Raw genomic sequence first — 21,203 nt, forward strand, 5'->3', positions numbered from 1 at the left:
TACAATTTACACTTATATTTTAATTAACGGAACTTATTGTAAGCGCTTCATAAGTTTTCTGAAAGATTACTGTTAAAAATGCTTTAAGCACCCTTTGAGCTGAATTTCACATCCGGCTTAACTACCTTCAAAGGAGAGATCAAATGAAATTTCTAATTGCCCTTCTTGGTTTACTCGTTGTTTTTGGACTGGCTTATATCGCAAGCAACGGTAAAAAGAAGATTCGATATCGGCCGCTGGTCGTTATGATTGTTCTACAGATTATTCTGGCGTATGCCTTGCTGAATACAGGGGTCGGGACATGGCTGATTGGTGGATTTGCGACCATATTTGAAAGTTTGCTGGCCTATGCGAATGAAGGAATTTCATTTGTATTCGGTGGTTTAACTGGTGTTCCGGATGCTAATGGCGGATTCCCGTTCTTCCTGAACGTGTTGATGCCGATTGTTGTCATCTCTGCACTGATTGGCATATTGCAGTATATCCGAATCTTACCTTTTGTTATAAAATATATTGGTCTGGTATTAAGCAAAATCAACGGAATGGGCAAACTGGAATCATATAACGCGGTTGCTTCGGCTGTATTGGGGCAATCTGAAGTGTTCATTTCTGTGAAAAAACAAATTGGGTTGTTGCCAAAACATCGGCTGTACACCTTGTGTGCTTCGGCGATGTCCACGGTCTCGATGTCGATTGTCGGTGCCTATATGTCCATGATTGATCCGAAATATGTGGTTACGGCACTCGTGCTCAACCTGTTTGGCGGTTTTATCATTGCTTCCATTGTGAATCCGTATGAGGTTACAGAGGAAGAAGATATATTGGAAGTACAGGAAGAAGAGAAACAGTCCTTCTTCGAAATGCTGGGTGAGTACATCCTGGATGGATTCAAAGTCGCCATCATCGTAGCTGCGATGTTAATCGGTTTTGTTGCCTTAATTGCACTTGTTAACGGAATGTTTAGTGCAATACTCGGTATTTCCTTCCAGGAGCTGCTAGGTTATGTGTTTGCACCATTTGCCTTTATTATGGGTGTTCCATGGAAGGAAGCTGTTCAAGCGGGAAGTATTATGGCTACCAAAATGGTATCCAATGAATTCGTTGCCATGCTTGATCTGACGAAGCAGACAACGTTGTCTGCCAGAACAACAGGGATCGTATCCGTCTTCCTCGTTTCGTTCGCTAACTTCTCCTCCATCGGAATCATTGCTGGTGCGGTGAAGGGACTTCATGAAAAACAAGGTAATGTGGTGGCCCGCTTCGGTCTGAAACTGCTTTACGGTGCATCGCTTGTCAGTGTATTGTCAGCGATCATCGCCGGACTGTTCTTGTAAACCGGATTATTGGAAGGAGTGCTTAGATTATGTCAACTTTTAAAAGAGTACATCTGATTGTTATGGATTCTGTAGGGATCGGCGAGGCGCCGGATGCAGCAGAATTCGATGATTTTGATGTAGATACCTTTGGTCACATTGCACGTGAACGCGGAGGTCTGAACATGCCTCACATGGCCAGTCTCGGACTGTCCAACATCAAAGAAATTGAGGGTGTGCCTGTAGCAGATGCACCTAAAGCGTATTACACCAAGATGCAGGAAGCCTCCAGAGGCAAAGACACCATGACAGGTCATTGGGAGCTGATGGGTCTTTACATTGATACACCTTTCCGTGTGTTCGAGAATGGTTTTCCCGATGAGTTGATTCAGCGCATTGAAGAGAAAACGGGCCGGAAGGTCATCGGTAACAAACCGGCTAGTGGCACGGAAATTCTCGATGAACTGGGTGCAGAGCATGTTGAAACTGGTGCGCTCATCGTTTACACATCCGCGGATTCCGTACTGCAAATTGCAGCACATGAGGATGTTGTTCCATTGAAAGAACTGTATGAGATCTGTGAGTTCTGCCGTGAAATAACACTTGAAGATCCGTACATGCTCGGCCGCATTATCGCACGTCCATTTGTCGGTGAAGCGGGTAACTGGAAACGTACTGCGAATCGTCATGACTACGCACTCAAACCTTTTGGTCGTACGGTTATGAATGAATTGCAAGATAGCGGATTTGATGTGATTGCTTTGGGTAAAATTGCAGATATTTATGATGGCGAAGGTGTAACCAAGGCTGTTCGTACCGTTTCTAACATGGATGGCATGGACAAGTTGTCTGAAACGATGGATGAAGAGTTTACTGGACTCAGCTTCCTGAACCTGGTTGACTTTGATGCCCTATATGGTCACCGTCGTGATCCACAAGGGTATGCTCAGGCGCTTGAAGACTATGATGCAAGACTGCCAGAGATTTTTGCCAAAATGACCAACGATGACCTACTGCTGATTACAGCTGATCATGGTAACGATCCAACTTACCGTGGTACAGATCATACACGTGAATATGTTCCGCTGCTTGCCTATTCTCCGCGCTTCAGCGAGGGCAAACAGCTTGATCTGCGCAACACTTTTGCTGACCTTGGTGCAACCGTAGCTGAGAACTTTGGCGTGAAAATGCCGGAACACGGCACAAGCTTCCTGAAGGATCTGAAATAGGTTTTTGCTGAAAACTGGATAGGGGATGTTGGAGTAGTTGAGGCTGCTCCGGTTCCTGCCATCATAATAGACTAAATATATAACTGGAGGAGATTCATTCATGAGTACACATATTGGAGCAAAACCCGGAGATATTGCAGAAACAATCCTATTGCCAGGAGACCCTTTGCGCGCGAAGTATATTGCAGATACGTACCTCGAAGATGTTGTATGTTACAACGAGGTTCGTGGAATGCTCGGTTACACAGGTACATATCAAGGACACCGGATTTCGGTACAAGGTTCAGGGATGGGCATTCCGTCTTTTGCAATCTATGCTAACGAGTTAATCAGTGAATATGGCGTGAAAAACCTGATTCGTGTAGGGACTTGCGGCGGTATGCAGGAGCATGTACGTGTACGTGACGTCATCCTTGCACAAGCAGCATGTACGGATTCCAGCATGAACAAACATGTATTTGGTGGATATGACTTCTCGCCAATCGCTACGTTCTCTCTGCTGAAAGAAGCATATGACCGTGCAACAGCTAAAGGCATGAAGATTCATGTCGGTAACGTGTTCAGCTCCGATTCATTCTACCGTGATGACCGTTCCGTCACTGAGAAATTGATGAAGCACGGCGTACTCGGCGTAGAGATGGAAACAACAGCACTGTACACCATCGCTGCTAAGTTCGGTGTTAACGCACTGACCATCCTGACAGTAAGTGACCACTTGCTGACAGGCGAAGAAACATCTGCCGAAGAGCGTCAAAAAACGTTTAACGACATGATGGTAGTGGCTCTGGACACAGCAATCACACTGTAATTGTTGTATTTTATATTCATCATCATTTGATTTTAATTTTAATCGATACTTTTGTTTCAAGCACGGAGTGAAGGACCCGGAATCGATTCTGAAGAAGCGTTAGCGCTCGAAGGGACGATCCGGAGCCGGAACGAACTAACATCAAAATGTTGTATAAGATTACAACGGATGTTCTTGTATTTTATATTCATAATCATTTGATTTAATCGAAACTTTTGTTTTAAGCACGGAGTGAAGGACCCGGAATCGATTCTGAAGAAGCGAAGCGTTCGCCTTTGTCTCCGAGTTTTCCCATTGCCAAATGGATCAAAAAACTTGGAGACAACAGCGATCGAAAGAACGATCCGGAGCCGGAACGGTCAACGGTCTAATAACAAAGTGTTCTATACAATCAATACACACAAGGAGAGATCATCATGAGAATGGTAGACATTATTGCCAAGAAACGCGACGGTAAAGAACTGACAACAGCTGAGATTGATTTTGTTGTTCAAGGATACACACAAGGAGAGATTCCGGACTATCAAGTCAGCGCATGGGCGATGGCGGTATTCTTCAAAGATATGACAGACAAGGAACGCGCGGATTTGACTATGTCGATGGTGAATTCCGGTGAAACGATTGACCTGTCTGCTATCGAAGGAATCAAAGTAGACAAGCACTCCACAGGAGGAGTGGGTGATACAACAACATTGGTACTCGCTCCGCTCGTTGCTGCGCTTGATGTCCCTGTTGCTAAAATGTCCGGACGTGGACTTGGTCACACGGGTGGTACAACAGACAAGCTGGAATCCGTTGCTGGTTTCCACGTAGAGCTTGAAAAAGAAGAGTTCATTCGACTCGTGAACGAGCATAAGGTTGCTGTTATTGGACAAAGTGGTAACCTCACGCCAGCTGACAAGAAGCTCTATGCTCTGCGTGATGTAACAGCTACCGTTAACTCCATCCCACTGATCGCCAGCTCCATCATGAGCAAGAAAATTGCAGCAGGTGCAGATGCAATCGTACTGGATGTTAAAACGGGTGCTGGTGCATTTATGAAAACAACGGAAGATGCTAAAGAATTGGCACATGCCATGGTTAGCATTGGTAACAATGTTGGACGTAAAACGATGGCGGTTATCTCCGACATGTCCCAACCACTGGGTCTGGCGATCGGTAACGCGCTTGAAGTAAAAGAAGCTATCCTTACCCTGCAAGGTAAAGGCCCGAAAGATCTGGAAGAATTGTGTCTGGCACTTGGACGTCAGATGGTATTCCTTGCTGGTAAGGCAGATTCCTTGGAGCATGCTGAGGAGAAATTGAAAGAAGTGATCCAGAACGGTAAAGCACTGGAGAAATTCAAAGATTTCCTGGCAAACCAAGGCGGAGACGCTTCGGTTGTGGATCATCCAGATCGTTTGCCACAAGCACAGTACCTGATTGAAGTACCAGCAGACAAAGACGGATATGTTGCCGGAATCGTCGCTGACGAAATCGGAACTGCTGCAATGCTGCTCGGCGCGGGCCGTGCAACAAAAGAGTCTGAAATCGATCTCGCGGTTGGTCTGATGCTGAACAAAAAAGTCGGTGACCCAGTTAAAGCTGGTGAGTCCCTCGTAACGATCCATGCCAATCGTGAAGATGTAGCAGATGTCATTGCGAAGATTAAAGAAAACATTACGATTGCGGATCATGCCGACGCACCTGTATTGGTTCATGATATCGTAACAGAATAATACAATCAGAGCAGATGAGATCTAATCTAATATCTGACTGAACACGAAAGCCCCAGACTATGAAATCCATAGTTTTGGGGCTTTTTTGTCGTTGAAGAGCCCGCTGTTAATGATAGCGATTATCGGCTCTTAATTTGTTCATACGCCATTACGGAATCGGCACTTGTATAAATGTAAGGCGTGGACGGCTCGGATACAGGTGTCACCTTTGTTGCACGAATCTCAATGGTATCTTTGCCATCTACTTGTGCAGAGCCGATGGTGCCATCGATTTGCACCCAGCTGTCAGTAGGGAGATTATTTGCTTCTGGAATGTGAACCATGACGCCGAAGGGAGCAGCATCAGCAGGACAGCACATGACGAGAAATCGTCCGAGTGCAAAATGTGATTCATTATCCATGCTTTTGTCCCGATAAACAAACCCGGATAACGAGATATCTTTGCCTGCAAATTGTCGCTGGAACATATCGATCGTACCAAGCGTTTCGGAGAAAATTTCAGGATAGACTCGAATGACTTGTTCGGCATACAACTTCTCTGCCAGTTCTGCGAATTCACGACTGTACTCATCCGGCGGTACAAATTGCACGGTAGTGGCCGTTGTAGATGTAACAGCAGTTTGTTGCTGTTTTTGTTGTGCAAGATCCTGTACATTTAAATTTACTGTTTCAGGTAAAGGCTCTTTACGACGAATCTCCGGAGGAGCATAGGTGAGAGACATGCCTTTTTGACTGGCCATAGAGCTGCCTAGAGCCCGATCAGGTAACAGAAATCCCAGCAACAAGGGAATAGCAATCAGACCATAGACCAACGAGCTGCGTAGCAAACCGGAAGGCGGTGGATGTTCACAGTCGCAATGAACCTCGTTTCTGCCGAATAATCCATGCCAAGCCATGATAACAGCAATAAATAAAAAGGGAACAGGGCAGCATAACAGCAGTTTTTGCATCGTTGGTGCCAAATAATAATGAAGAGAATCACTCGAATTCAAGTGAATAATGTATACTGCTAACCCGCCGATCCATCCTGCACGGATCAGGTTATGCCATTGGATGAAGTGTGATCTTGGAACAGGAGATTTGGTCATCGTATAAACAGTGTGGTTCATATCATCACCTCATTTCTATATCATAGTTAGGATGAAAGTTCATGGGGTTAACCATTCAGGTCATGAAGTATGTTGCTCAACGTTTATACCAGCAGGTTAATCAACCAAGAGCCGACAAAGACGAGTGTGATAATCGCCAGACTTAGACCGATAACAAACCGGGTACGGAAGGTCGAGAGCAGCATAAGCGTGCTTTTGAAATCCAGCATCGGACCTAACACAAGGAAGGATACCAGTGGCCCCAGTGCAAACGTATGGGAGAACGCAGAAGCCACAAAAGCATCCGAAGTGGAGCAGAGAGACAGTACATAAGCAAAGGCCATCATGAACACATAGGAGGCGACAGGACCATTGCCAAGTGAGATCAGATCACTGCGGCTAATGAATGTCTGGATGCAGGCTGTAATCAGGGCACCGATCACCAGATATTTGCTCATATCGACAAATTCATCTCCGGCATGAATGAAGAAGCTGCGCCAGTTTTTCACATGGTTGTGTTCATGAGCATTTGCATGAGCATGAGGTTGAGCCATTTTAAATCCAGGATGCGTCTTGACCTCTGTCACTGCAACTTTTGGCAATCGAAGGGGATTTCGACGAACGAACACATATACCAATCCACCTATGGAAGCTGCCACGGCAAAGGCCAGTCCCATGCGGGCAATGGTAATCTCAGGATGGGAGGGAAAGGCGAGCAAGGTTGCGGTAAATACGATGGGATTCACTACAGGCCCACTCAAGATGAACGTAACTGCGATATAGGCAGGCATGCCTTTGTGCATCAACCTTCTTACGACCGGGATCATGCCACATTCACAGATAGGAAAAATAATACCAAGCAGCCCCGCAACCAGCACACCGCCGATCGGGTTCTTAGGCGTAAGTCTGCGGACCATTTCTTCTGATACGAACCACTGCATGAGCGAAGACAATAGCACACCCATGAGCAGAAACGGTGCGGCTTCAAGGAAAATACCTATGAATACGGTTTTCATATTTTGCAAAGCTTCACTGTTCCATGCTTCCTTCAGATCTGGAGCCATCGTGATCAACACGGGAACAAGAAATGCACAAGGGATAAGGAAGGACAGGAGCTTCAGATTGGCTGCCATTTTCATGAAACAGACCTCCACAACTAGGACTTTGCTAAAATATATGCTTGTACGTGCAGCAACATACATCATTCCTGTGTTCTAATCAACATTTTTACGATTAATCAAGATTCTTTATCATAGTAGAGTTGACAATCTAAAGAAAACTGAGGTATAGTTCGGATTGATCATACTTAATAGTAATAATTACGATTAATGCTACAACTTAAACAGAGTGGAGGAAGCAGAAATGTCAGATCAACAGGTTCAACATCGGGTTCCAGTAACCGTACTTAGTGGATATTTGGGTGCAGGCAAAACGACACTGCTTAATCATGTGCTTCATAATCGCGAGGGAATGCGGGTTGCTGTCATCGTGAATGATCTTAGTGAGGTTAACATCGATGCAGGCTTAATACGAGATGGTGGAGGATTATCACGTATTGATGAAAAGCTGGTAGAGATGTCGAATGGTTGCATCTGCTGCACGTTGCGGGAGGATCTGCTGAAAGAAGTTGAGCGGCTGGCGCTGGATGGTTCTTTTGACTACATATTGATTGAATCCACGGGTATTGGAGAGCCGGTGCCTGTTGCACAGACGTTTACGTATATTGATGAGGAACTCGGCATTGATTTGACGAAATTCACTCGTCTGGACACGATGGTTACGGTTGTTGATGCTGCCCAGTTCTGGCGTGATTTTTATTCCAAAGAAACATTGAAGGACCGCGGACAGGAAGCCGGCGAGGACGATGTTCGAGGAATTGTTCATCTGTTGACGGACCAAGTGGAATTCTGTGATGTGCTGATTTTGAATAAATGTGATCTGGTGTCGGAGGAAGAACTGACGAAGCTTGAGAAGGCACTACACGCCATGCAACCGGAAGCCAGGCTGATTCGCACCACACATGGGCAGATTGATCCGAGAGAAATATTGAATACAGGACGTTTTGATTTTGAAAAAGCAAGCCAGTCCGCGGGTTGGATCCGCGAATTAATGAAAGAAGAGCATACACCCGAGACCGAAGAATATGGAATACATTCGTTTGTCTATCATCGTAAACGTCCATTCCACCCGGAACGCTTGCTGCGTTGGATTGCCAAATATCCAGATAGCATCGTGCGATCCAAGGGTCTGATGTGGTTGGCGACAAGGAACCATATGGCGATTTCGTTCAGTCATGCAGGGACATCGAAGCAGCTTGCGCCAGCAGGAATATGGGTAGGTGCGATGAGTGAGGAGGAAAGGCAACTTCACTTTGGCGATACATTACCAAACATACCGGATTGGGATGATGAGTGGGGTGACCGGGTGACGAAATTAGTATTTATCGGCATTGATATGGATCGGGCAGAGATTGAACGTACTTTGGATGAGACTCTTCTTACGGAGGAGGAGATGCAATTGAACTGGCGTGAATTGAAAGATCCTTTTCCGGCGTGGAGTTGAAGTGAAAAGAAAAGATCTTCAAGTGGAATAGTGCCCCTGAAGATCAATGATGATATTGTATTGAAGGTTTTAGCTAAAGTACAAATCGCCAAGATAAAAATCACCGTTGCCGCTTTTTTGCGGACTAAACACAAAGGTAAGGTACACTCCATAGGAACCCGTCCATCCTTGTGGATAATAAATGGCTTTGTAACTGTGTCTTGTTTTGGTTTTATCATCCATTGCAATCACTTTAAAATCAGCTGATTTCACATTAATCAACTGATCTGCATATTTAGTCAGCGTTTTTTTATCATTTGCTGCAATGATACCTTTGACTGTAGTCTTAAATTTATCTTTCTGGGATTGCTTACCCAGATCAAAAATGTCGATCTCGGGATTTTCAATAACTTTAGCATCTATGTATTTATCAAATTCACTAGTGCTTCCTGTTTTAAGTGCTTTACCATACATTTTGATCAGTGTTAAAGATTCTTTTTGCAATTTGACGATCATCTGAGCGTCAGTTCCAGTCATCTTGATTGAGCCTGAAGTGCTTGAGTTACTTGAACTACTTGGTTTACTTGAATCTTCAGAACCTTTGGTACCTGTACTGCTGTTATTACTACTCGAACTGCTTGACTTACCGCTACCTGAATTAGTGATACTTACAACTTTGTTGCTAACATTCAGAGATACGTTGGCTCCCAGCGCTTCTGCTGTGGTACTTACAGGCAGGTAAACATCACCGTCATATACCAGTGCATTCAGTTTGTCTCCGGCTTCATTCTTGGGTGTCCAAGAGAAACCGTTTACTTTAAAGCTAATGTTGCTGTCGAGTGCTGCTTCAATATCTTGAATTCCGTTTGAAGCTGCTACACCGAGGGCACCGAAAGCCAAACTGCATGCTACCAATGACCCAATAAAAGTTGATTTTTTGATCTTCATCTAGTTCCTCCGTAGGTAAAGTATAATGATACCAAAGCAGTATATCATATGTAATTATAATGTGCATACAAAATTTTACTTTCGCAGATATGGAGTTGACAAAAGAAAAGGCATAGGCTAATATCATTAAATAGTAATTATTACGATTAAATAAGAGGAGGAAACAACCATGAGAGTCATTGTAACCTTAGCCTGCACCGAGTGCGGCGATCGCAACTACACAACAACCAAAAATAAGCGTAACCATCCGGAGAGACTTGAGATGAAAAAGTATTCCCCACGTTTGAAGAAAATGACGATCCACCGGGAAACCAGATAAATTTTTTTGATATTTTTTAATCGTAAAATTTACGAAAAGAGGGAGCGGCATGATCCTATCTTCCATGCGTGATGTTGTATTTGGATATGGCAAAGAGCCAGTCATTGATCAACTGTCGCTGGATATCCATGTGGGAGAGTTCATAGGCATTACAGGTCCCAATGGTTCTGCCAAAACGACCCTGTTAAAGCTGCTGCTGGGGCTGCTCAAACCCTGGAGCGGCACGATACATATGAATCCACAGTTGAAACGTGGGAACAACTCCAATATCGGCTATGTGCCCCAGCAGGTGGCATCGTTTAATAGTGGATTTCCCAGCACCGTAATTGAACTGGTTCGGTCAGGGTGTTACACCAAGCTGGGACTATTCCGCAGATTCACAGTAGAGCAGGATGCCATCGTTGAACGCAGTTTGCGTGAAGTTGGCATGTGGGAGTATCGGAATACACGAGTTGGTGAACTGTCCGGTGGACAGAAGCAGAGGATCTGTATCGCGAGAGCGATGGCTGGGCAACCGCAGGTTCTGGTACTGGATGAGCCTACAACAGGAATGGACCGCCACAGTCGTGAAGGATTCTACAATCTGATGCGCCACTATGCTGATGAACATGGGATCACCATTATTATGGTTACTCACGGGTTGGAAGAAATGGGAGATCGATTGGACCGAACGATAACTCTGGAGCGGCAAGAAAGTGAGGAATGGCAGTGTTTGAGTACGAATTCATGCAACGTGCCTTCTGGGCAGGGGGACTGATTGGAGTCATCGCTCCAATTCTCGGAGTCTATCTGATGCTCAGGCGGCAGGTACTAATGGCAGACACGTTATCCCACGTCTCACTCGCAGGGGTTGCGCTCGGTTCAGTCATGAATCTTAACCCGGTCATCTGTGGATTCGCTGTCGCATTGATCGGTGCATTATTGGTTGAACAACTGCGGCGAAGTTACCGAACCTACAGCGAGGTACCTGTAGCGATCATCATGACTTCGGGGCTGGCCCTTGCTGTGGTGTTAATGAGTCTCCAAACTAATCTGTCGAAGGCATTCAGCTCATACTTATTCGGATCAATTGTCGCAGTTAGCGATATACAGTTGTGGATGATGGCAGGTGTATGTGTGTTTGGTTTACTTTTTTTCATTCTGTTACGCAGACCTTTGTACAGCTTTACCTTTGATGAAGAGACAGCTTCCATTGGGGGTGTTCAGGTGAAAGGATTATCGTTTGCCTTTGCCATTCTGACAGGAATGACTGTAGCTTCAGCCATGCCCATTGTCGGTGTGTTGTTGGTATCAGCTCTCATAGTTCTGCCCGCTGCCTTGGCACTGAGAGTGTCTCGAAGTTTTACAGCAGCGATTATTGTCGCGGTAATTACAGGATTAATCGGTATTTTTAGCGGACTCACAACATCTTACCATCTAAATACACCTCCAGGAGGGACAATTGCTCTTATCCTGCTGGTCTTTCTATTGACTGGAATATCAGCGCAAAAGCTGATTGCACGATACAATCGCAAGCGTCACCGCAGAGAAACAAAATCACAGCACGTCATTCGGGTCAACCATTCAAGGGGGAAAACATCACCATGAAATTCAGTAAAAAAGCTACGCTCGGATTATTGTTTAGTCTTACACTTATTGTTGCAGGATGCGGACAACAATCCGCTTCGAATACAAATGCAAGTTCTGCAGGTACCGGTAATACGGCCCCCACAGAGAGTGAAGCTGCCAAACTAAACGTACAGGTCAGCTTCTACCCGATGTACGAGTTCACCAAAAATGTGGCAGGGGATCTGGCAGAGGTGCATACGCTCGTTCCAGCAGGGATGGAGCCTCATGATTGGGAGCCCACTCCACAGGACATTGCCAGCATTGAAAAAGCGGATGTACTTGTATACAACGGTGCGGGTATGGAAACATGGATGGATCAGGTCACTGGAAGTTTGAGCAATGCTTCGCTCATTCAGGTGGAGGCAAGTAAAGGCATCAACCTGCTTGAAGGTGGAGAACATGATCACCATCATGGAGATTCTGAGGCAACAGAACACGATCATGACCATGACCATGCGAATGGAGCGACTACAGATGAACACGACCACGATCATGCGGTTGAAGTGACTACGGAAGAACACGACCATGATCATGACGCTGAGGCGGAAGAAGGACATGATCACGATCACGGTGGACTGGATCCCCACGTATGGCTGTCACCTGCACTGGCTGTCAAAGAAGTACGTAATATTGAAGCGGGATTGGCACAGGCTGCCCCGGAACATGCTGAACAGTTCAAGAAGAATGCAGATGCCTACGTTGCTCAGCTGGAGTCACTGGATCAAGACTTCAAGTCGGCTGTGGCGGATAGCAAACGCAAGGATTTCATCACACAACACGCTGCATTTGCCTACCTTGCACAGGAATATGGATTGCAACAGGTGCCCATCGCAGGATTGTCTCCGGAACAAGAACCTTCGGCAGCGCAGATGGCATCCGTCATTGACTTTGCAAAAGAGCATCAGGTGAAGACGATTTTCTTCGAAACACTAGTGTCCTCCAAAGTGTCTGAGACGATTGCAAGTGAAGTGGGAGCCAAGACGGCAGTACTGAACCCGATTGAGGGACTCACCGAGAAAGAGATCGCGGCGGGAATGGACTACATTAGTGTGATGAGACAGAATCTGGAGGCTCTGAAGCTGGCATTGAACGAATAATAAAAGATCAGTTTGATGCCTTTCACTGAAAAAGGTACAATAATACAACATGCTGAGGAATGGGATTGCCATTCCTTTGCCTTTTTGCGAAGCAGAGAGCACAGGGATGTGCTCTCTCTTTGTTGATGAGGTGACCGGATCAAGGAGAACAGGAGGACGCATTGGATGAATTTAAATGAAGAACATGAAGTGCTGCTAAGTGAACAGCCTGCCCATCTGTGGAGACGGCGCAAGCTGGAGCTGATGCACTGGACGGAACGCGACAAACATACGGTTTCTGCGAAGAAAACGGAGATGTGGAACGGTGTTGAAGTTGATGCCGAGATCGTGAACGCATTGTCCATACTTCAGGAGAAGGGGATAGTAACGGAATTTTCATGTGCAGGGGTGAGTCCGCTCGATGAACCTGTTGATCATTCCCTCTATGCTTATGTTACTCTGGTACAAAGTGAAGTTGCCGATCAATTCGTGCACTACGCGCTCCATCGGATGCGGAATCGATTGCTCGTTACACTAGAGGCCGAAAAAGGCCGCTATGATCTATCTTCTTTTTTCATTGGACACAATCGGAGCTTCTGCTGGTGGATGGAGCACTGTGCTTTACAGTTCGGAAGCCCAAACGAATCGAGTGAAAAAAGCGTAGTATAAAGGATAGGCTTGTTTATTTGAAGGTAAAGGAGGTATGACACGATTGAATAAGTGGGTCAAAACGATACTTTTTCTATTAGGCTCCGTCTTTCTCACACGATTCATCCCATTCTCGTCCCTGTTCCGCAACCTAGATACGATGATTCACGAATTCGGCCATGCACTAATGACGTTAATATTGTCGGGTAAAGTGCTGCGGATTGAATTGTACGCTGATCATAGCGGTGTAACGTATTCATCCATGCTGACGCCAGGCAGATCTATATTGGTTTCTCTCGCAGGATATATCAGTGCATCCTTGTTCGCCTGGCTGTTGTTTTACTTATACCGCAAAGGCTTGCATATGTGGGGACTCGGGATTATGACGGCTGTCGCTCTGGTGTCGCTCCTGTTATATGTAAGAGGAGAGTTCGGCATGTTATGGCTGACCGGGTTCATCGTACTTAACGTTGTCATTATGATTTTCGGTGCCAAGATTGTGAAGTACTATTATCTACTACTGGCGTTTCTTACACTGGAAGAGTCTGTCGTTAGTGCCGTATACGTTGGACTGATGTCCTGGACTCAACCTTCTCGGGCAGGCGATGCGGCGAATCTCGCTCAGCAGACATTCCTTCCGGCGCTATTCTGGGGAACACTGTTTGCTTTGTTTGCACTGTGGTGCGCCAAAGGTGCGCTGACACTCTTTTTCCGCAAAGAAAGTACTTCGCGATCATCACGTTCTCGGGGATTACGAAGAGCGTAACGAATATGAAGATATACCAAGCAAAGAAGGCACCTCCTTTCTGTCTGAAGGGAGAGTGCCTTTTGCTGTTGGATTTACATCGGATATAGATTACACGGAATTTAATCTCCGAGATTTTCCCATAGCACATAAAAGTAATAAATCTCTTCCATAATCGCCTTATCATCCTCTGCCGCAACGCCGCCCTTGATCCGCGCAAGGGTGCCCAGAATATCATATATGGTTTCACGTTCCACACTGAACTGAATGCGGTTGACAATTTTATCCCAGGCCTTCATGGCGTAATTAACTTGAGACTTGGCTTCAGTCCATTTTTTACCCTCAACCTGTTTCTCTAATGTTTGTATAGATTCAAGCAAGCGATCATCGGTGCCAAATGGCTTTTTAAGAAAGGCTCCGCTAGCCATAATTGCAACGAACACAAGAATGAGGAAGATCGGAAGCACATATAACAGCCAGAAACGCGTTTTCATTCAACCGCCTCCTTGATGTAAAGAGTTTAGAAAGGCCCCTCATAATCGCCCATATCGATTTTATCGGTGATCTTGTCCTTGAACAGATCAACATACAATTTGTCATTGGGCAATATCGCGGCAAAAGCAATATCCTGTATCGTGATCTTTTGCTTTTTCAGCTGCTCGCTGAGCCAATTGATATCCTTGTTTCGTTCCTCCAGATTCTGCTTAATCAGAAGGCCGTCAATGATGATTTCTGTCATCAGCTTGCTCTTGGGCGGGTGCATATGCATGTCTTTTGCGGTTACAGGCTGATTCTCAGGTTTCAAAACGACGGAGAGGCTTCCATCCGGTTCAAGAATGGCATAGTCTAGCGTCGTGATATCAAATACATCTTTTTGCCTAAGCATCATGGTCAACTCGTCAAATTTAACTCGCATTTTGCTCAGGTTCTGTTCGAGAATTTTACCGTTCTGGATGATCAATGTGGGGTCAGAGTCCATTAGTTTGGAGATGGTACGATTCTTCAGTGTAATATACTGAAAGATGATCGTAATGATTGTGAAAATGGTCAAGGCCACAAAATGAATCCACGCTTTGGAGGAAAGATCCGTTGCAAACGTTCCCGCAATGGAACCAATTGTGATGCCGTTGATGTAATCAAAATACGTTAAGTTACCCATTTGCTGTTTGCCCAGCACCCTTGTGTAGATGATGAGGGTCAGGAAGGCAATAATAGACCTTACTGCAACAACCCATGTTTCTTCCATCATATATGTATCACCTTCCTTTACTTCACTTCTCCAATTCTCTATGACAAGCATTTCCTAGGCTGGGTGATCTTATGCTTGAACGCAAAAAACCGACACATGGATAAGTATTCCAAGTATCGGTTTCAACAATGAACTATATGAGTTGAACTGAATCATTTACATGTAACGAAGATAAAAGAAAAAACTATGAAAAGGAAGCATTCGCTTTTATCGTTATACACCCGAGTACGCCATAAATCCACCATCTACCGGAATGACTGTGCCAGTGACAAAGCCGGACTGTCTTTCATCCGCAAGCCACATCAATGTGCCAAGCAGGTCTTCCGGTTTGCCAAAGCGACGCATGGGTGTATGTGCAATAATTTTACTGGAACGCTCCGTAGGTGAGCCGTCAGGTTGCAGTAATAGATTACGGTTCTGCTCGGTCAGGAAAAACCCGGGTGCGATAGCATTGACACGAATACCGGATTCGGCCAGATGAACGGCAAGCCACTGCGTGAAGTTATTAATTGCGGCCTTCGCAGCACTATACGCTGGAACTTTCGTCATGGGTGATGGGGCGCTCATGGAAGAAATGTTAATGACAGTGGCAGGAACATCGCGCTCTATCATATGTTTTGCAAAGATCTGAGTGGGGATGAGAGAACCGACAAAATTCAGATCCATCACCTGACGAAATCCCTCTACAGATACATCGAAAAACGTAGTGACATCACTCTGCGCCAGATCTTCCAATCTGAAAATTTCATTCGTGGTGTTGGCACTGGCGTTATTGCCACCGGCGCCATTAATAAGAATATCACAGGGTCCAAGTTGCTCCAGCACAACATCTGCCGCCGCTTGTACGCTCTCTGCCTGGGTTACGTCACAGGCAACAGCAATCGCTCTGCCACCCGCAGCTTCAATTGCAGCTACAACTTCTTGTCCCTTGGACACGGTACGGTTCAGAATGGCTACGCTTGCACCATGTCGAGCGAGTTCTTCCGCCATGGAGCGGCATAATACCCCAGCACCTCCGGTGATTACAACTGTTCTGCCTTCGAGACGAGTTGAGCGTTCATATTGGTGTTCACTCATGCTTTTGCCCTCCTTTGCAGGGAATCCCAGACGCCCCAGAGATACATGATTCCCAAAGCCCGGTCATAGAGTCCATAGCCAGGTCGGCACTGTTCTCCCCAGAGATGACGACCGTGGTCGGGTCTTGCATAACCTTCATAACCGATATCGTGATAAGCCTCAACAACCCCCGCAATATCAACACTGCCATCCTGACTGCGATGTGAAGTTTCGATAAAGTCGCCGTTTTCGTAGATTTTGACATTACGAATGTGGGCAAATGGAATCCGATCCTTGAACTCGTGTATCATGCCGATAATGTCATTATCCGCATTTGCTCCCAAAGAGCCACTGCATAGTGTCACGCTGTTGTAAGGGCTATCATAAAGATTCAAATATTTCCGAACATTCTCCTGACTTATAATAATCTTCGGCAATCCAAAGATTGGCCAAGGCGGGTCATCCGGATGGATGGCCATTCGAATCCCCAGCCGCTCGGCTGTAGGCATAATCTCTTGCAGGAAATAACGTGCGTGCTCCCACATATGATCCTCGGTTACATCCTTGTAGGCTTCGAACAGACCTGTTAAATACTGCAATCGTTCCGGTTCCCAACCTGGCATGGTGAGTGCGGAGTTTTCCGTAATGCGTCGAACGAGTTCTAGAGGTTCTATATCTGCGAGTTTACTGTGCTCATAGAAGAGGGCAGTTGAACCATCCTCCATTTCCTTGTGCATATCCGTGCGAAGCCAGTCGAAGATCGGCATGAAGTTGTAACAGATGACCTTCACACCCACCTGAGCCAGTTTCTCCATCGTTTTAATATAGTTCGCAATGTATTTATCCCTTGATGGCAGACCCAACTTGATATCTTCGTGGATGTTCACACTCTCAACGACATCCAGATGTAACCCGGCCTTATCCGCTGCCGTTTTGACAGCGAGTATCTTGTCCATTGGCCATTCCTCGCCAGCAGGAACATCGTGCAGTGCCCACACAATACCTTCAACACCCGGAATCTGCCGGATATGATCCAGCGTTACCGTATCATTGCCTTCGCCGAACCAGCGAAAAACCATTCTCATCACGTTCACCTCATCATGAATAGTAGTAAGAAAAATGCAGTCATTGAAAATAGGAAGGATATGTATCCTGCAGGACAGCCAAATCGGTAACAGTTAAATGCAAGTGTTCCTGCATCAGTCGCTCTGCTGTGTCGGCATCATGCTGTTGAATGGCCTTGACCATCGACAGGTGTTGTTCAATTAAATGATCCCACTGATGATCCGAGGACAGGCGTAACATGCGACTTCGATTCAAATGTACATTCATCTGCTGGATAACAGTCCAGATGTTGCTTTTATTGCATCCTGCAAAAAGAGTGCTATGGAATTCCTCATCCAATTGAAACATTCGTTCATCATCCGGTTTGATCCTGCATTCCTGCTGCCACGCAAGGTTCTGTTCAAGAGCTACCATTTGTTCGTTTGGAAAGTTCTCGCAGGCGAGCCTGATTACGGCTCGTTCGAGCTGCTCACGCATGAACCGTGCTTCCTCAACGAGATCGACCTGAATCAGAGAGACGTATGTACCACGCTGTGGGTACACTTCCAGCAGACCTTCCTGAGCAAGTCTTACAAAACTCTCTCGAACAGGTGTCCGGCTTACCTGAAACTCCAGTGAAATTTCCTTCTCAGAAATAGCTGTTCCTGGAGGCATTTTCAGACTTAAAATGAGTTGTTTCAGCGTGAAGTAAACGACATCTCGCGTTGAGTAAGATTGCTTATTCATGAAAGACATGCTGCTCGCAACAGATAACAAACCGGCTTTGGATGATAACTTCGGGGTATATTCCACAACTTCAACTCCTTCATTGACATACTACCATACTTGTATGGTAGTATGGAAGCGCTTTATCGGCATTATATTAAATTTAGTTGATGATTCACTTGCAGTTCAAGGAAATGCAGAGTACAATTCAGTTTATTAGGTTCGAATGTTTAAACCAACAGACGCAAATAACGGAGAAATTACACGTTGGAATATAGATAAAGAAATATAAAGAAATCGTATAGAGGTGAAACCATGGGACAAAAAGCAATCAGCGTTTTTCAAACCTGTATCCCGTTATTTCAGGTGTTAAGTGACAATCACCGTCAAGCCATTTTGCTGACACTCACCGAGAAGGGCAGAATGACCGTGAATGAAATTACTGAGCAATCCAGTCTATCCCGGCCAGCCATATCTCATCATCTCAAGCTTTTGTTAGAGAAGGGACTCATATCCGTGGAACAGAAGGGCACACAGCGATATTATTCGGCTTCATTGAATGCATCGGTGGAACTGCTGAAGGAACTGGTAGCTGCTTTGGAAGAAGAGTGCCTGTAGAGGAATAGTGCTTTAACATGCTTTTGCATGTACCTAGTAGGTTCGTAAGTTTAAACGCTTAATCAAAACTAAACAGAGGAGTATGTATATATGACAACGACTATGCAGGAAGTAACCAGTCAGGAAGTTGAACTGATTTTGGAGCAGCAACGACAATTCTTTCATTCCGGGGCCACACGATCAGCAGAAGCTCGAATTGCCCGTCTGACCCAACTCAAGCAGGCGATTCAAAAGTATGAGACCAGACTGACAGAAGCTCTATATCAGGATTTGGGCAAAAGCGAGTTCGAATCCTACACGACCGAGATTGGATTTATGATGGACAGCATCACACACACCATTCGTAAAGTGAAAAAATGGGTGAAACCCGTTAAAGTGAAAACGCAAATGGCACTCTTGGGGTCCAAAAGTGTTATTATACCTGAACCCTATGGGTCTGTTCTGATCATTGGACCATTCAATTATCCATTTCAACTCTTAATCGAACCATTGGTAGGGGCGATTGCAGCAGGTAACACAGCCGTGCTCAAAGCCTCAGAGAATACACCGGCAGTGTCCGCGGTTGTACGTGAAATGATTGCGAGTGTGTTCGAACCGGCATACGTACAAGTGCTTGAAGGTGCCAAAGACACAACGACAGCGCTGATTAATGCGCCATTTGACTATATTTTTTTTACAGGCAGTGTACCTGTAGGCAAGATTGTGATGGAGGCAGCTGCCAAAAACCTCGTTCCCGTTACGTTAGAACTGGGAGGCAAGAGTCCGGTCATCGTTGATGAACAGGCGGATATCAAAGTAGCTGCGCAGCGCATTATATGGGGCAAACTGCTCAATACAGGACAGACCTGTATCGCACCCGATTATTTGCTCGTGCATGAGCGCGTGAAGGAACCGTTAATTACGGAGATGAAAGCAGCGATCGTGTCCTTCTTTGGATCGGATATCCAGCACAACAAGGACTATGGACGAATCGTGAACAAGGGTCATTTTAAACGTCTGACGACGTTGATTGAACGGGATCAGGATAAAGTGATATATGGTGGCGCATCGGATGAGGAAGACCGTTTCATTGAACCTACATTAATTGATGCTGAATCTTGGGATGCAGCTACGATGGAAGATGAGATTTTTGGACCGATTCTGCCGATCATTAGCTATGTTAAGCTCGATGAAGCCATTGTGGAAATCGTAAAGCGGCCGAAACCACTCGCATTGTATTTGTTTACTTCGGACACTCGGATTCAGGACAAGGTGCTGCGTGAAGTTTCTTTTGGAGGCGGCTGCATTAACGATACCATCACACATGTTGCTAATCCGCGTTTGCCATTTGGCGGTGTTGGTCATTCCGGTGTTGGTTCATATCATGGAAAGTACAGCTTCGAAACGTTCTCCCATCTCAAAAGTGTACTGAAAAAAAGCACCAAACTGAATCTGCCGATTCTGTATCCCCCGTATGATAACAAGCTGAAGCTGATTAAGCGTTTGTTGAAATAAATAAGAAAGACAAAAAGCCTGCTACTGGACCTTATTCCAGAGCAGGCTTTTCCTGTCGGTAACGGGATGGTGACATGCCGGACCAGCGCTTGAATTGACGACTGAAATGGGCAATATCCTTGTAACCAAGCATGACGGCAATATTTTGAACGGATAGCTTCGGATTGCCCAGAAGTAGCTTCGCTTCATGCAAAACCAACTGGGACAATACAGCACGAGGAGACTGACCAAATACCTGCTTGAACACGCGATTACAGTGAGAAGAACTGATACCCAGCTCGGCTGAAATATCATCAATGCCATAGTGACCACTCGATTCGTGTCCCTGTTTGAATTGCTGACTCATCAGGCCCTGCAGTCGATTGCGAATCTGGTGGGCGAGTTCGATTTTTTCATGTCCGTCGGTAAACCATTGTGCTGCCTCTTGCGAGACCGCCTCCCACAGATGACCAAATAATTCGAATACCGCAGATTGCAACTGCATACGCTGCACCATCGTATTTGCAGTTTCATCATCCGCAGATGACATCAATTTGTGTAAAACCGGCTCAATCTGCTGTGTAACCGGACTATCCGCGCTGAATCGTATTTGCTTGATGCGTGCCAACAACGATAGGAACAACTGATCATCAATATCAAAGTGCATACAAAAATACGTGAATCCCTTGCCGTTATGGCTCTGACTGGAATGAATGCTTCCCGGTGGAATCAGGAGCAGTTCGCCAGCCTTTTGAATATATAGGGTACCGTTCACCATCATCCTTTGCTCGCCTTCGGTAACATAATTCAGTTCATATTGAGGGTGCTCATGCGCCGGATAATCCCAGTCCGTACCAACTCTTCGTAAATGAATGGCGAACAGATTGACCGTTGTTTGCACATCTGGATAAAAAACTTCATGGACACTTTCTCCCAAAGCAGGAGGCAAGAACGTTGACGACATGGAAGATCCCCCTTTTATAGAGATTGTTCAAA

At 45.6% G+C, this 21,203-nt stretch carries 22 protein-coding genes; 13 read left to right on the forward strand and 9 right to left on the reverse strand.

Annotated features, from left to right (window positions below; all coding sequences use genetic code 11):
• The first annotated feature begins 143 nt into the window (after positions 1-143).
• The 4 genes from ACX9NY_RS06705 (at position 144) to ACX9NY_RS06720 (ending at position 5,068) form a co-directional block, all read left to right on the forward strand.
• Positions 144-1,334 carry a NupC/NupG family nucleoside CNT transporter gene (locus ACX9NY_RS06705; protein ID WP_472477715.1) on the forward strand — a complete coding sequence of 397 codons (1,191 nt, stop codon included), beginning with the start codon at positions 144-146 and terminating at the stop codon, positions 1,332-1,334.
• Positions 1,335-1,363: 29 nt separating this feature from the next.
• Complete coding sequence (deoB, locus tag ACX9NY_RS06710; RefSeq protein ID WP_472477717.1) at positions 1,364-2,542, forward strand: phosphopentomutase; 1,179 nt, start codon at positions 1,364-1,366, stop codon at positions 2,540-2,542.
• Between the two features lie 100 nt (positions 2,543-2,642).
• Complete coding sequence (gene deoD, locus ACX9NY_RS06715; RefSeq protein WP_017688193.1) at positions 2,643-3,350, forward strand: purine-nucleoside phosphorylase; 708 nt, start codon at positions 2,643-2,645, stop codon at positions 3,348-3,350.
• A gap of 416 nt (positions 3,351-3,766) precedes the next feature.
• Positions 3,767-5,068 carry a pyrimidine-nucleoside phosphorylase gene (locus ACX9NY_RS06720; RefSeq protein ID WP_472477719.1) on the forward strand — a complete coding sequence of 434 codons (1,302 nt, stop codon included), beginning with the start codon at positions 3,767-3,769 and terminating at the stop codon, positions 5,066-5,068.
• Between the two features lie 119 nt (positions 5,069-5,187).
• Here ACX9NY_RS06720 and ACX9NY_RS06725 read toward each other — a convergent pair whose 3' ends face one another.
• Both ACX9NY_RS06725 and ACX9NY_RS06730 read right to left on the reverse strand, forming a co-directional pair.
• Positions 5,188-6,177, reverse strand: a complete 990-nt coding sequence (locus ACX9NY_RS06725; protein WP_472477721.1) for a TIGR03943 family putative permease subunit — start codon at positions 6,175-6,177, stop codon at positions 5,188-5,190.
• Between the two features lie 83 nt (positions 6,178-6,260).
• Positions 6,261-7,295, reverse strand: coding sequence for a permease (locus ACX9NY_RS06730; protein ID WP_339234239.1), 1,035 nt, complete (start codon positions 7,293-7,295; stop codon positions 6,261-6,263).
• 223 nt (positions 7,296-7,518) lie between these two features.
• Here ACX9NY_RS06730 and ACX9NY_RS06735 point away from each other — a divergent pair, with 223 nt between their 5' ends.
• Positions 7,519-8,718 carry a GTP-binding protein gene (locus tag ACX9NY_RS06735; RefSeq protein WP_472477723.1) on the forward strand — a complete coding sequence of 400 codons (1,200 nt, stop codon included), beginning with the start codon at positions 7,519-7,521 and terminating at the stop codon, positions 8,716-8,718.
• Between the two features lie 69 nt (positions 8,719-8,787).
• On the opposite strand, the gene ACX9NY_RS06740 is transcribed toward ACX9NY_RS06735, so the two are convergent.
• Positions 8,788-9,645 (reverse strand): stalk domain-containing protein, encoded by an 858-nt coding sequence (locus ACX9NY_RS06740; protein ID WP_472477725.1) that lies wholly within the window; start codon positions 9,643-9,645, stop codon positions 8,788-8,790.
• Between the two features lie 169 nt (positions 9,646-9,814).
• On the opposite strand from ACX9NY_RS06740, the gene rpmG reads away from it, so the two are divergent.
• The 6 genes from rpmG (at position 9,815) to ACX9NY_RS06770 (ending at position 14,062) form a co-directional block, all read left to right on the forward strand.
• On the forward strand, positions 9,815-9,964 hold the full coding sequence (gene rpmG / locus ACX9NY_RS06745) for a 50S ribosomal protein L33 (RefSeq protein WP_036613813.1): 150 nt from the start codon (positions 9,815-9,817) through the stop codon (positions 9,962-9,964).
• Positions 9,965-10,013: 49 nt separating this feature from the next.
• On the forward strand, positions 10,014-10,721 hold the full coding sequence (locus ACX9NY_RS06750) for a metal ABC transporter ATP-binding protein (RefSeq protein WP_339234234.1): 708 nt from the start codon (positions 10,014-10,016) through the stop codon (positions 10,719-10,721).
• Entirely contained in the window at positions 10,667-11,551 is an 885-nt protein-coding gene (locus tag ACX9NY_RS06755; protein ID WP_472477728.1) for a metal ABC transporter permease, read from the forward strand. The genes ACX9NY_RS06750 and ACX9NY_RS06755 overlap by 55 nt, the downstream gene beginning before the upstream one ends.
• On the forward strand, positions 11,548-12,669 hold the full coding sequence (locus tag ACX9NY_RS06760) for a metal ABC transporter substrate-binding protein (protein WP_472477730.1): 1,122 nt from the start codon (positions 11,548-11,550) through the stop codon (positions 12,667-12,669). Before ACX9NY_RS06755 ends, ACX9NY_RS06760 begins: the two co-directional genes overlap by 4 nt.
• A gap of 165 nt (positions 12,670-12,834) precedes the next feature.
• On the forward strand, positions 12,835-13,317 hold the full coding sequence (locus ACX9NY_RS06765) for a hypothetical protein (protein ID WP_472477732.1): 483 nt from the start codon (positions 12,835-12,837) through the stop codon (positions 13,315-13,317).
• A gap of 43 nt (positions 13,318-13,360) precedes the next feature.
• Complete coding sequence (locus ACX9NY_RS06770) at positions 13,361-14,062, forward strand: M50 family metallopeptidase (protein WP_339234226.1); 702 nt, start codon at positions 13,361-13,363, stop codon at positions 14,060-14,062.
• Between the two features lie 101 nt (positions 14,063-14,163).
• Here the strand turns inward: ACX9NY_RS06770 and ACX9NY_RS06775 are convergent, their stop codons facing one another.
• The 5 genes from ACX9NY_RS06775 to ACX9NY_RS06795 all read right to left on the reverse strand — a co-directional run bounded on the left by ACX9NY_RS06775 (position 14,164) and on the right by ACX9NY_RS06795 (position 18,146).
• The gene (locus ACX9NY_RS06775) at positions 14,164-14,535 is read right to left on the reverse strand and encodes a DUF4363 family protein (protein ID WP_472477734.1); all 372 of its coding nucleotides are present in this window, start codon (positions 14,533-14,535) and stop codon (positions 14,164-14,166) included.
• A gap of 26 nt (positions 14,536-14,561) precedes the next feature.
• The gene (locus ACX9NY_RS06780) at positions 14,562-15,290 is read right to left on the reverse strand and encodes a DUF421 domain-containing protein (RefSeq protein ID WP_339234224.1); all 729 of its coding nucleotides are present in this window, start codon (positions 15,288-15,290) and stop codon (positions 14,562-14,564) included.
• A gap of 213 nt (positions 15,291-15,503) precedes the next feature.
• On the reverse strand, positions 15,504-16,367 hold the full coding sequence (locus ACX9NY_RS06785; RefSeq protein WP_472477736.1) for an SDR family oxidoreductase: 864 nt from the start codon (positions 16,365-16,367) through the stop codon (positions 15,504-15,506).
• Positions 16,364-17,431 (reverse strand): mannonate dehydratase, encoded by a 1,068-nt coding sequence (gene uxuA / locus ACX9NY_RS06790; RefSeq protein WP_339234221.1) that lies wholly within the window; start codon positions 17,429-17,431, stop codon positions 16,364-16,366. Before uxuA ends, ACX9NY_RS06785 begins: the two co-directional genes overlap by 4 nt.
• 40 nt (positions 17,432-17,471) lie before the next feature.
• Complete coding sequence (locus ACX9NY_RS06795) at positions 17,472-18,146, reverse strand: GntR family transcriptional regulator (RefSeq protein WP_472479226.1); 675 nt, start codon at positions 18,144-18,146, stop codon at positions 17,472-17,474.
• Between the two features lie 285 nt (positions 18,147-18,431).
• Between ACX9NY_RS06795 and ACX9NY_RS06800 the strand changes: the two genes are divergently transcribed.
• Together ACX9NY_RS06800 and ACX9NY_RS06805 are read left to right on the forward strand one after the other, a co-directional pair.
• Positions 18,432-18,734 carry an ArsR/SmtB family transcription factor gene (locus ACX9NY_RS06800; protein WP_076331658.1) on the forward strand — a complete coding sequence of 101 codons (303 nt, stop codon included), beginning with the start codon at positions 18,432-18,434 and terminating at the stop codon, positions 18,732-18,734.
• A gap of 90 nt (positions 18,735-18,824) precedes the next feature.
• A complete protein-coding gene (locus ACX9NY_RS06805; protein ID WP_472477738.1) occupies positions 18,825-20,228 on the forward strand; it encodes an aldehyde dehydrogenase in 1,404 nt (467 codons plus the stop codon).
• A gap of 31 nt (positions 20,229-20,259) precedes the next feature.
• Here ACX9NY_RS06805 and ACX9NY_RS06810 read toward each other — a convergent pair whose 3' ends face one another.
• Complete coding sequence (locus tag ACX9NY_RS06810) at positions 20,260-21,171, reverse strand: helix-turn-helix domain-containing protein (protein ID WP_472477740.1); 912 nt, start codon at positions 21,169-21,171, stop codon at positions 20,260-20,262.
• Positions 21,172-21,203 lie beyond the last annotated feature (32 nt).

It is taken from the genome of Paenibacillus sp. CB74 (genome assembly GCF_055687625.1).

What these genes read in the sequence shown, in the direction of transcription:
- ACX9NY_RS06705 (WP_472477715.1), top strand. Translation starts at nt 144, where the DNA reads ATGAAATTTCTAATTGCCCTTCTTGGTTTACTCGTTGTTTTTGGACTG.
- deoB (WP_472477717.1), top strand. Translation starts at nt 1,364, where the DNA reads ATGTCAACTTTTAAAAGAGTACATCTGATTGTTATGGATTCTGTAGGG.
- deoD (WP_017688193.1), top strand. Translation starts at nt 2,643, where the DNA reads ATGAGTACACATATTGGAGCAAAACCCGGAGATATTGCAGAAACAATC.
- ACX9NY_RS06720 (WP_472477719.1), top strand. Translation starts at nt 3,767, where the DNA reads ATGAGAATGGTAGACATTATTGCCAAGAAACGCGACGGTAAAGAACTG.
- ACX9NY_RS06725 (WP_472477721.1), bottom strand. Translation starts at nt 6,177, where the DNA reads ATGAACCACACTGTTTATACGATGACCAAATCTCCTGTTCCAAGATCA.
- ACX9NY_RS06730 (WP_339234239.1), bottom strand. Translation starts at nt 7,295, where the DNA reads ATGAAAATGGCAGCCAATCTGAAGCTCCTGTCCTTCCTTATCCCTTGT.
- ACX9NY_RS06735 (WP_472477723.1), top strand. Translation starts at nt 7,519, where the DNA reads ATGTCAGATCAACAGGTTCAACATCGGGTTCCAGTAACCGTACTTAGT.
- ACX9NY_RS06740 (WP_472477725.1), bottom strand. Translation starts at nt 9,645, where the DNA reads ATGAAGATCAAAAAATCAACTTTTATTGGGTCATTGGTAGCATGCAGT.
- rpmG (WP_036613813.1), top strand. Translation starts at nt 9,815, where the DNA reads ATGAGAGTCATTGTAACCTTAGCCTGCACCGAGTGCGGCGATCGCAAC.
- ACX9NY_RS06750 (WP_339234234.1), top strand. Translation starts at nt 10,014, where the DNA reads ATGATCCTATCTTCCATGCGTGATGTTGTATTTGGATATGGCAAAGAG.
- ACX9NY_RS06755 (WP_472477728.1), top strand. Translation starts at nt 10,667, where the DNA reads ATGGCAGTGTTTGAGTACGAATTCATGCAACGTGCCTTCTGGGCAGGG.
- ACX9NY_RS06760 (WP_472477730.1), top strand. Translation starts at nt 11,548, where the DNA reads ATGAAATTCAGTAAAAAAGCTACGCTCGGATTATTGTTTAGTCTTACA.
- ACX9NY_RS06765 (WP_472477732.1), top strand. Translation starts at nt 12,835, where the DNA reads ATGAATTTAAATGAAGAACATGAAGTGCTGCTAAGTGAACAGCCTGCC.
- ACX9NY_RS06775 (WP_472477734.1), bottom strand. Translation starts at nt 14,535, where the DNA reads ATGAAAACGCGTTTCTGGCTGTTATATGTGCTTCCGATCTTCCTCATT.
- ACX9NY_RS06780 (WP_339234224.1), bottom strand. Translation starts at nt 15,290, where the DNA reads ATGATGGAAGAAACATGGGTTGTTGCAGTAAGGTCTATTATTGCCTTC.
- ACX9NY_RS06785 (WP_472477736.1), bottom strand. Translation starts at nt 16,367, where the DNA reads ATGAGTGAACACCAATATGAACGCTCAACTCGTCTCGAAGGCAGAACA.
- uxuA (WP_339234221.1), bottom strand. Translation starts at nt 17,431, where the DNA reads ATGAGAATGGTTTTTCGCTGGTTCGGCGAAGGCAATGATACGGTAACG.
- ACX9NY_RS06795 (WP_472479226.1), bottom strand. Translation starts at nt 18,146, where the DNA reads ATGTCTTTCATGAATAAGCAATCTTACTCAACGCGAGATGTCGTTTAC.
- ACX9NY_RS06800 (WP_076331658.1), top strand. Translation starts at nt 18,432, where the DNA reads ATGGGACAAAAAGCAATCAGCGTTTTTCAAACCTGTATCCCGTTATTT.
- ACX9NY_RS06805 (WP_472477738.1), top strand. Translation starts at nt 18,825, where the DNA reads ATGACAACGACTATGCAGGAAGTAACCAGTCAGGAAGTTGAACTGATT.
- ACX9NY_RS06810 (WP_472477740.1), bottom strand. Translation starts at nt 21,171, where the DNA reads ATGTCGTCAACGTTCTTGCCTCCTGCTTTGGGAGAAAGTGTCCATGAA.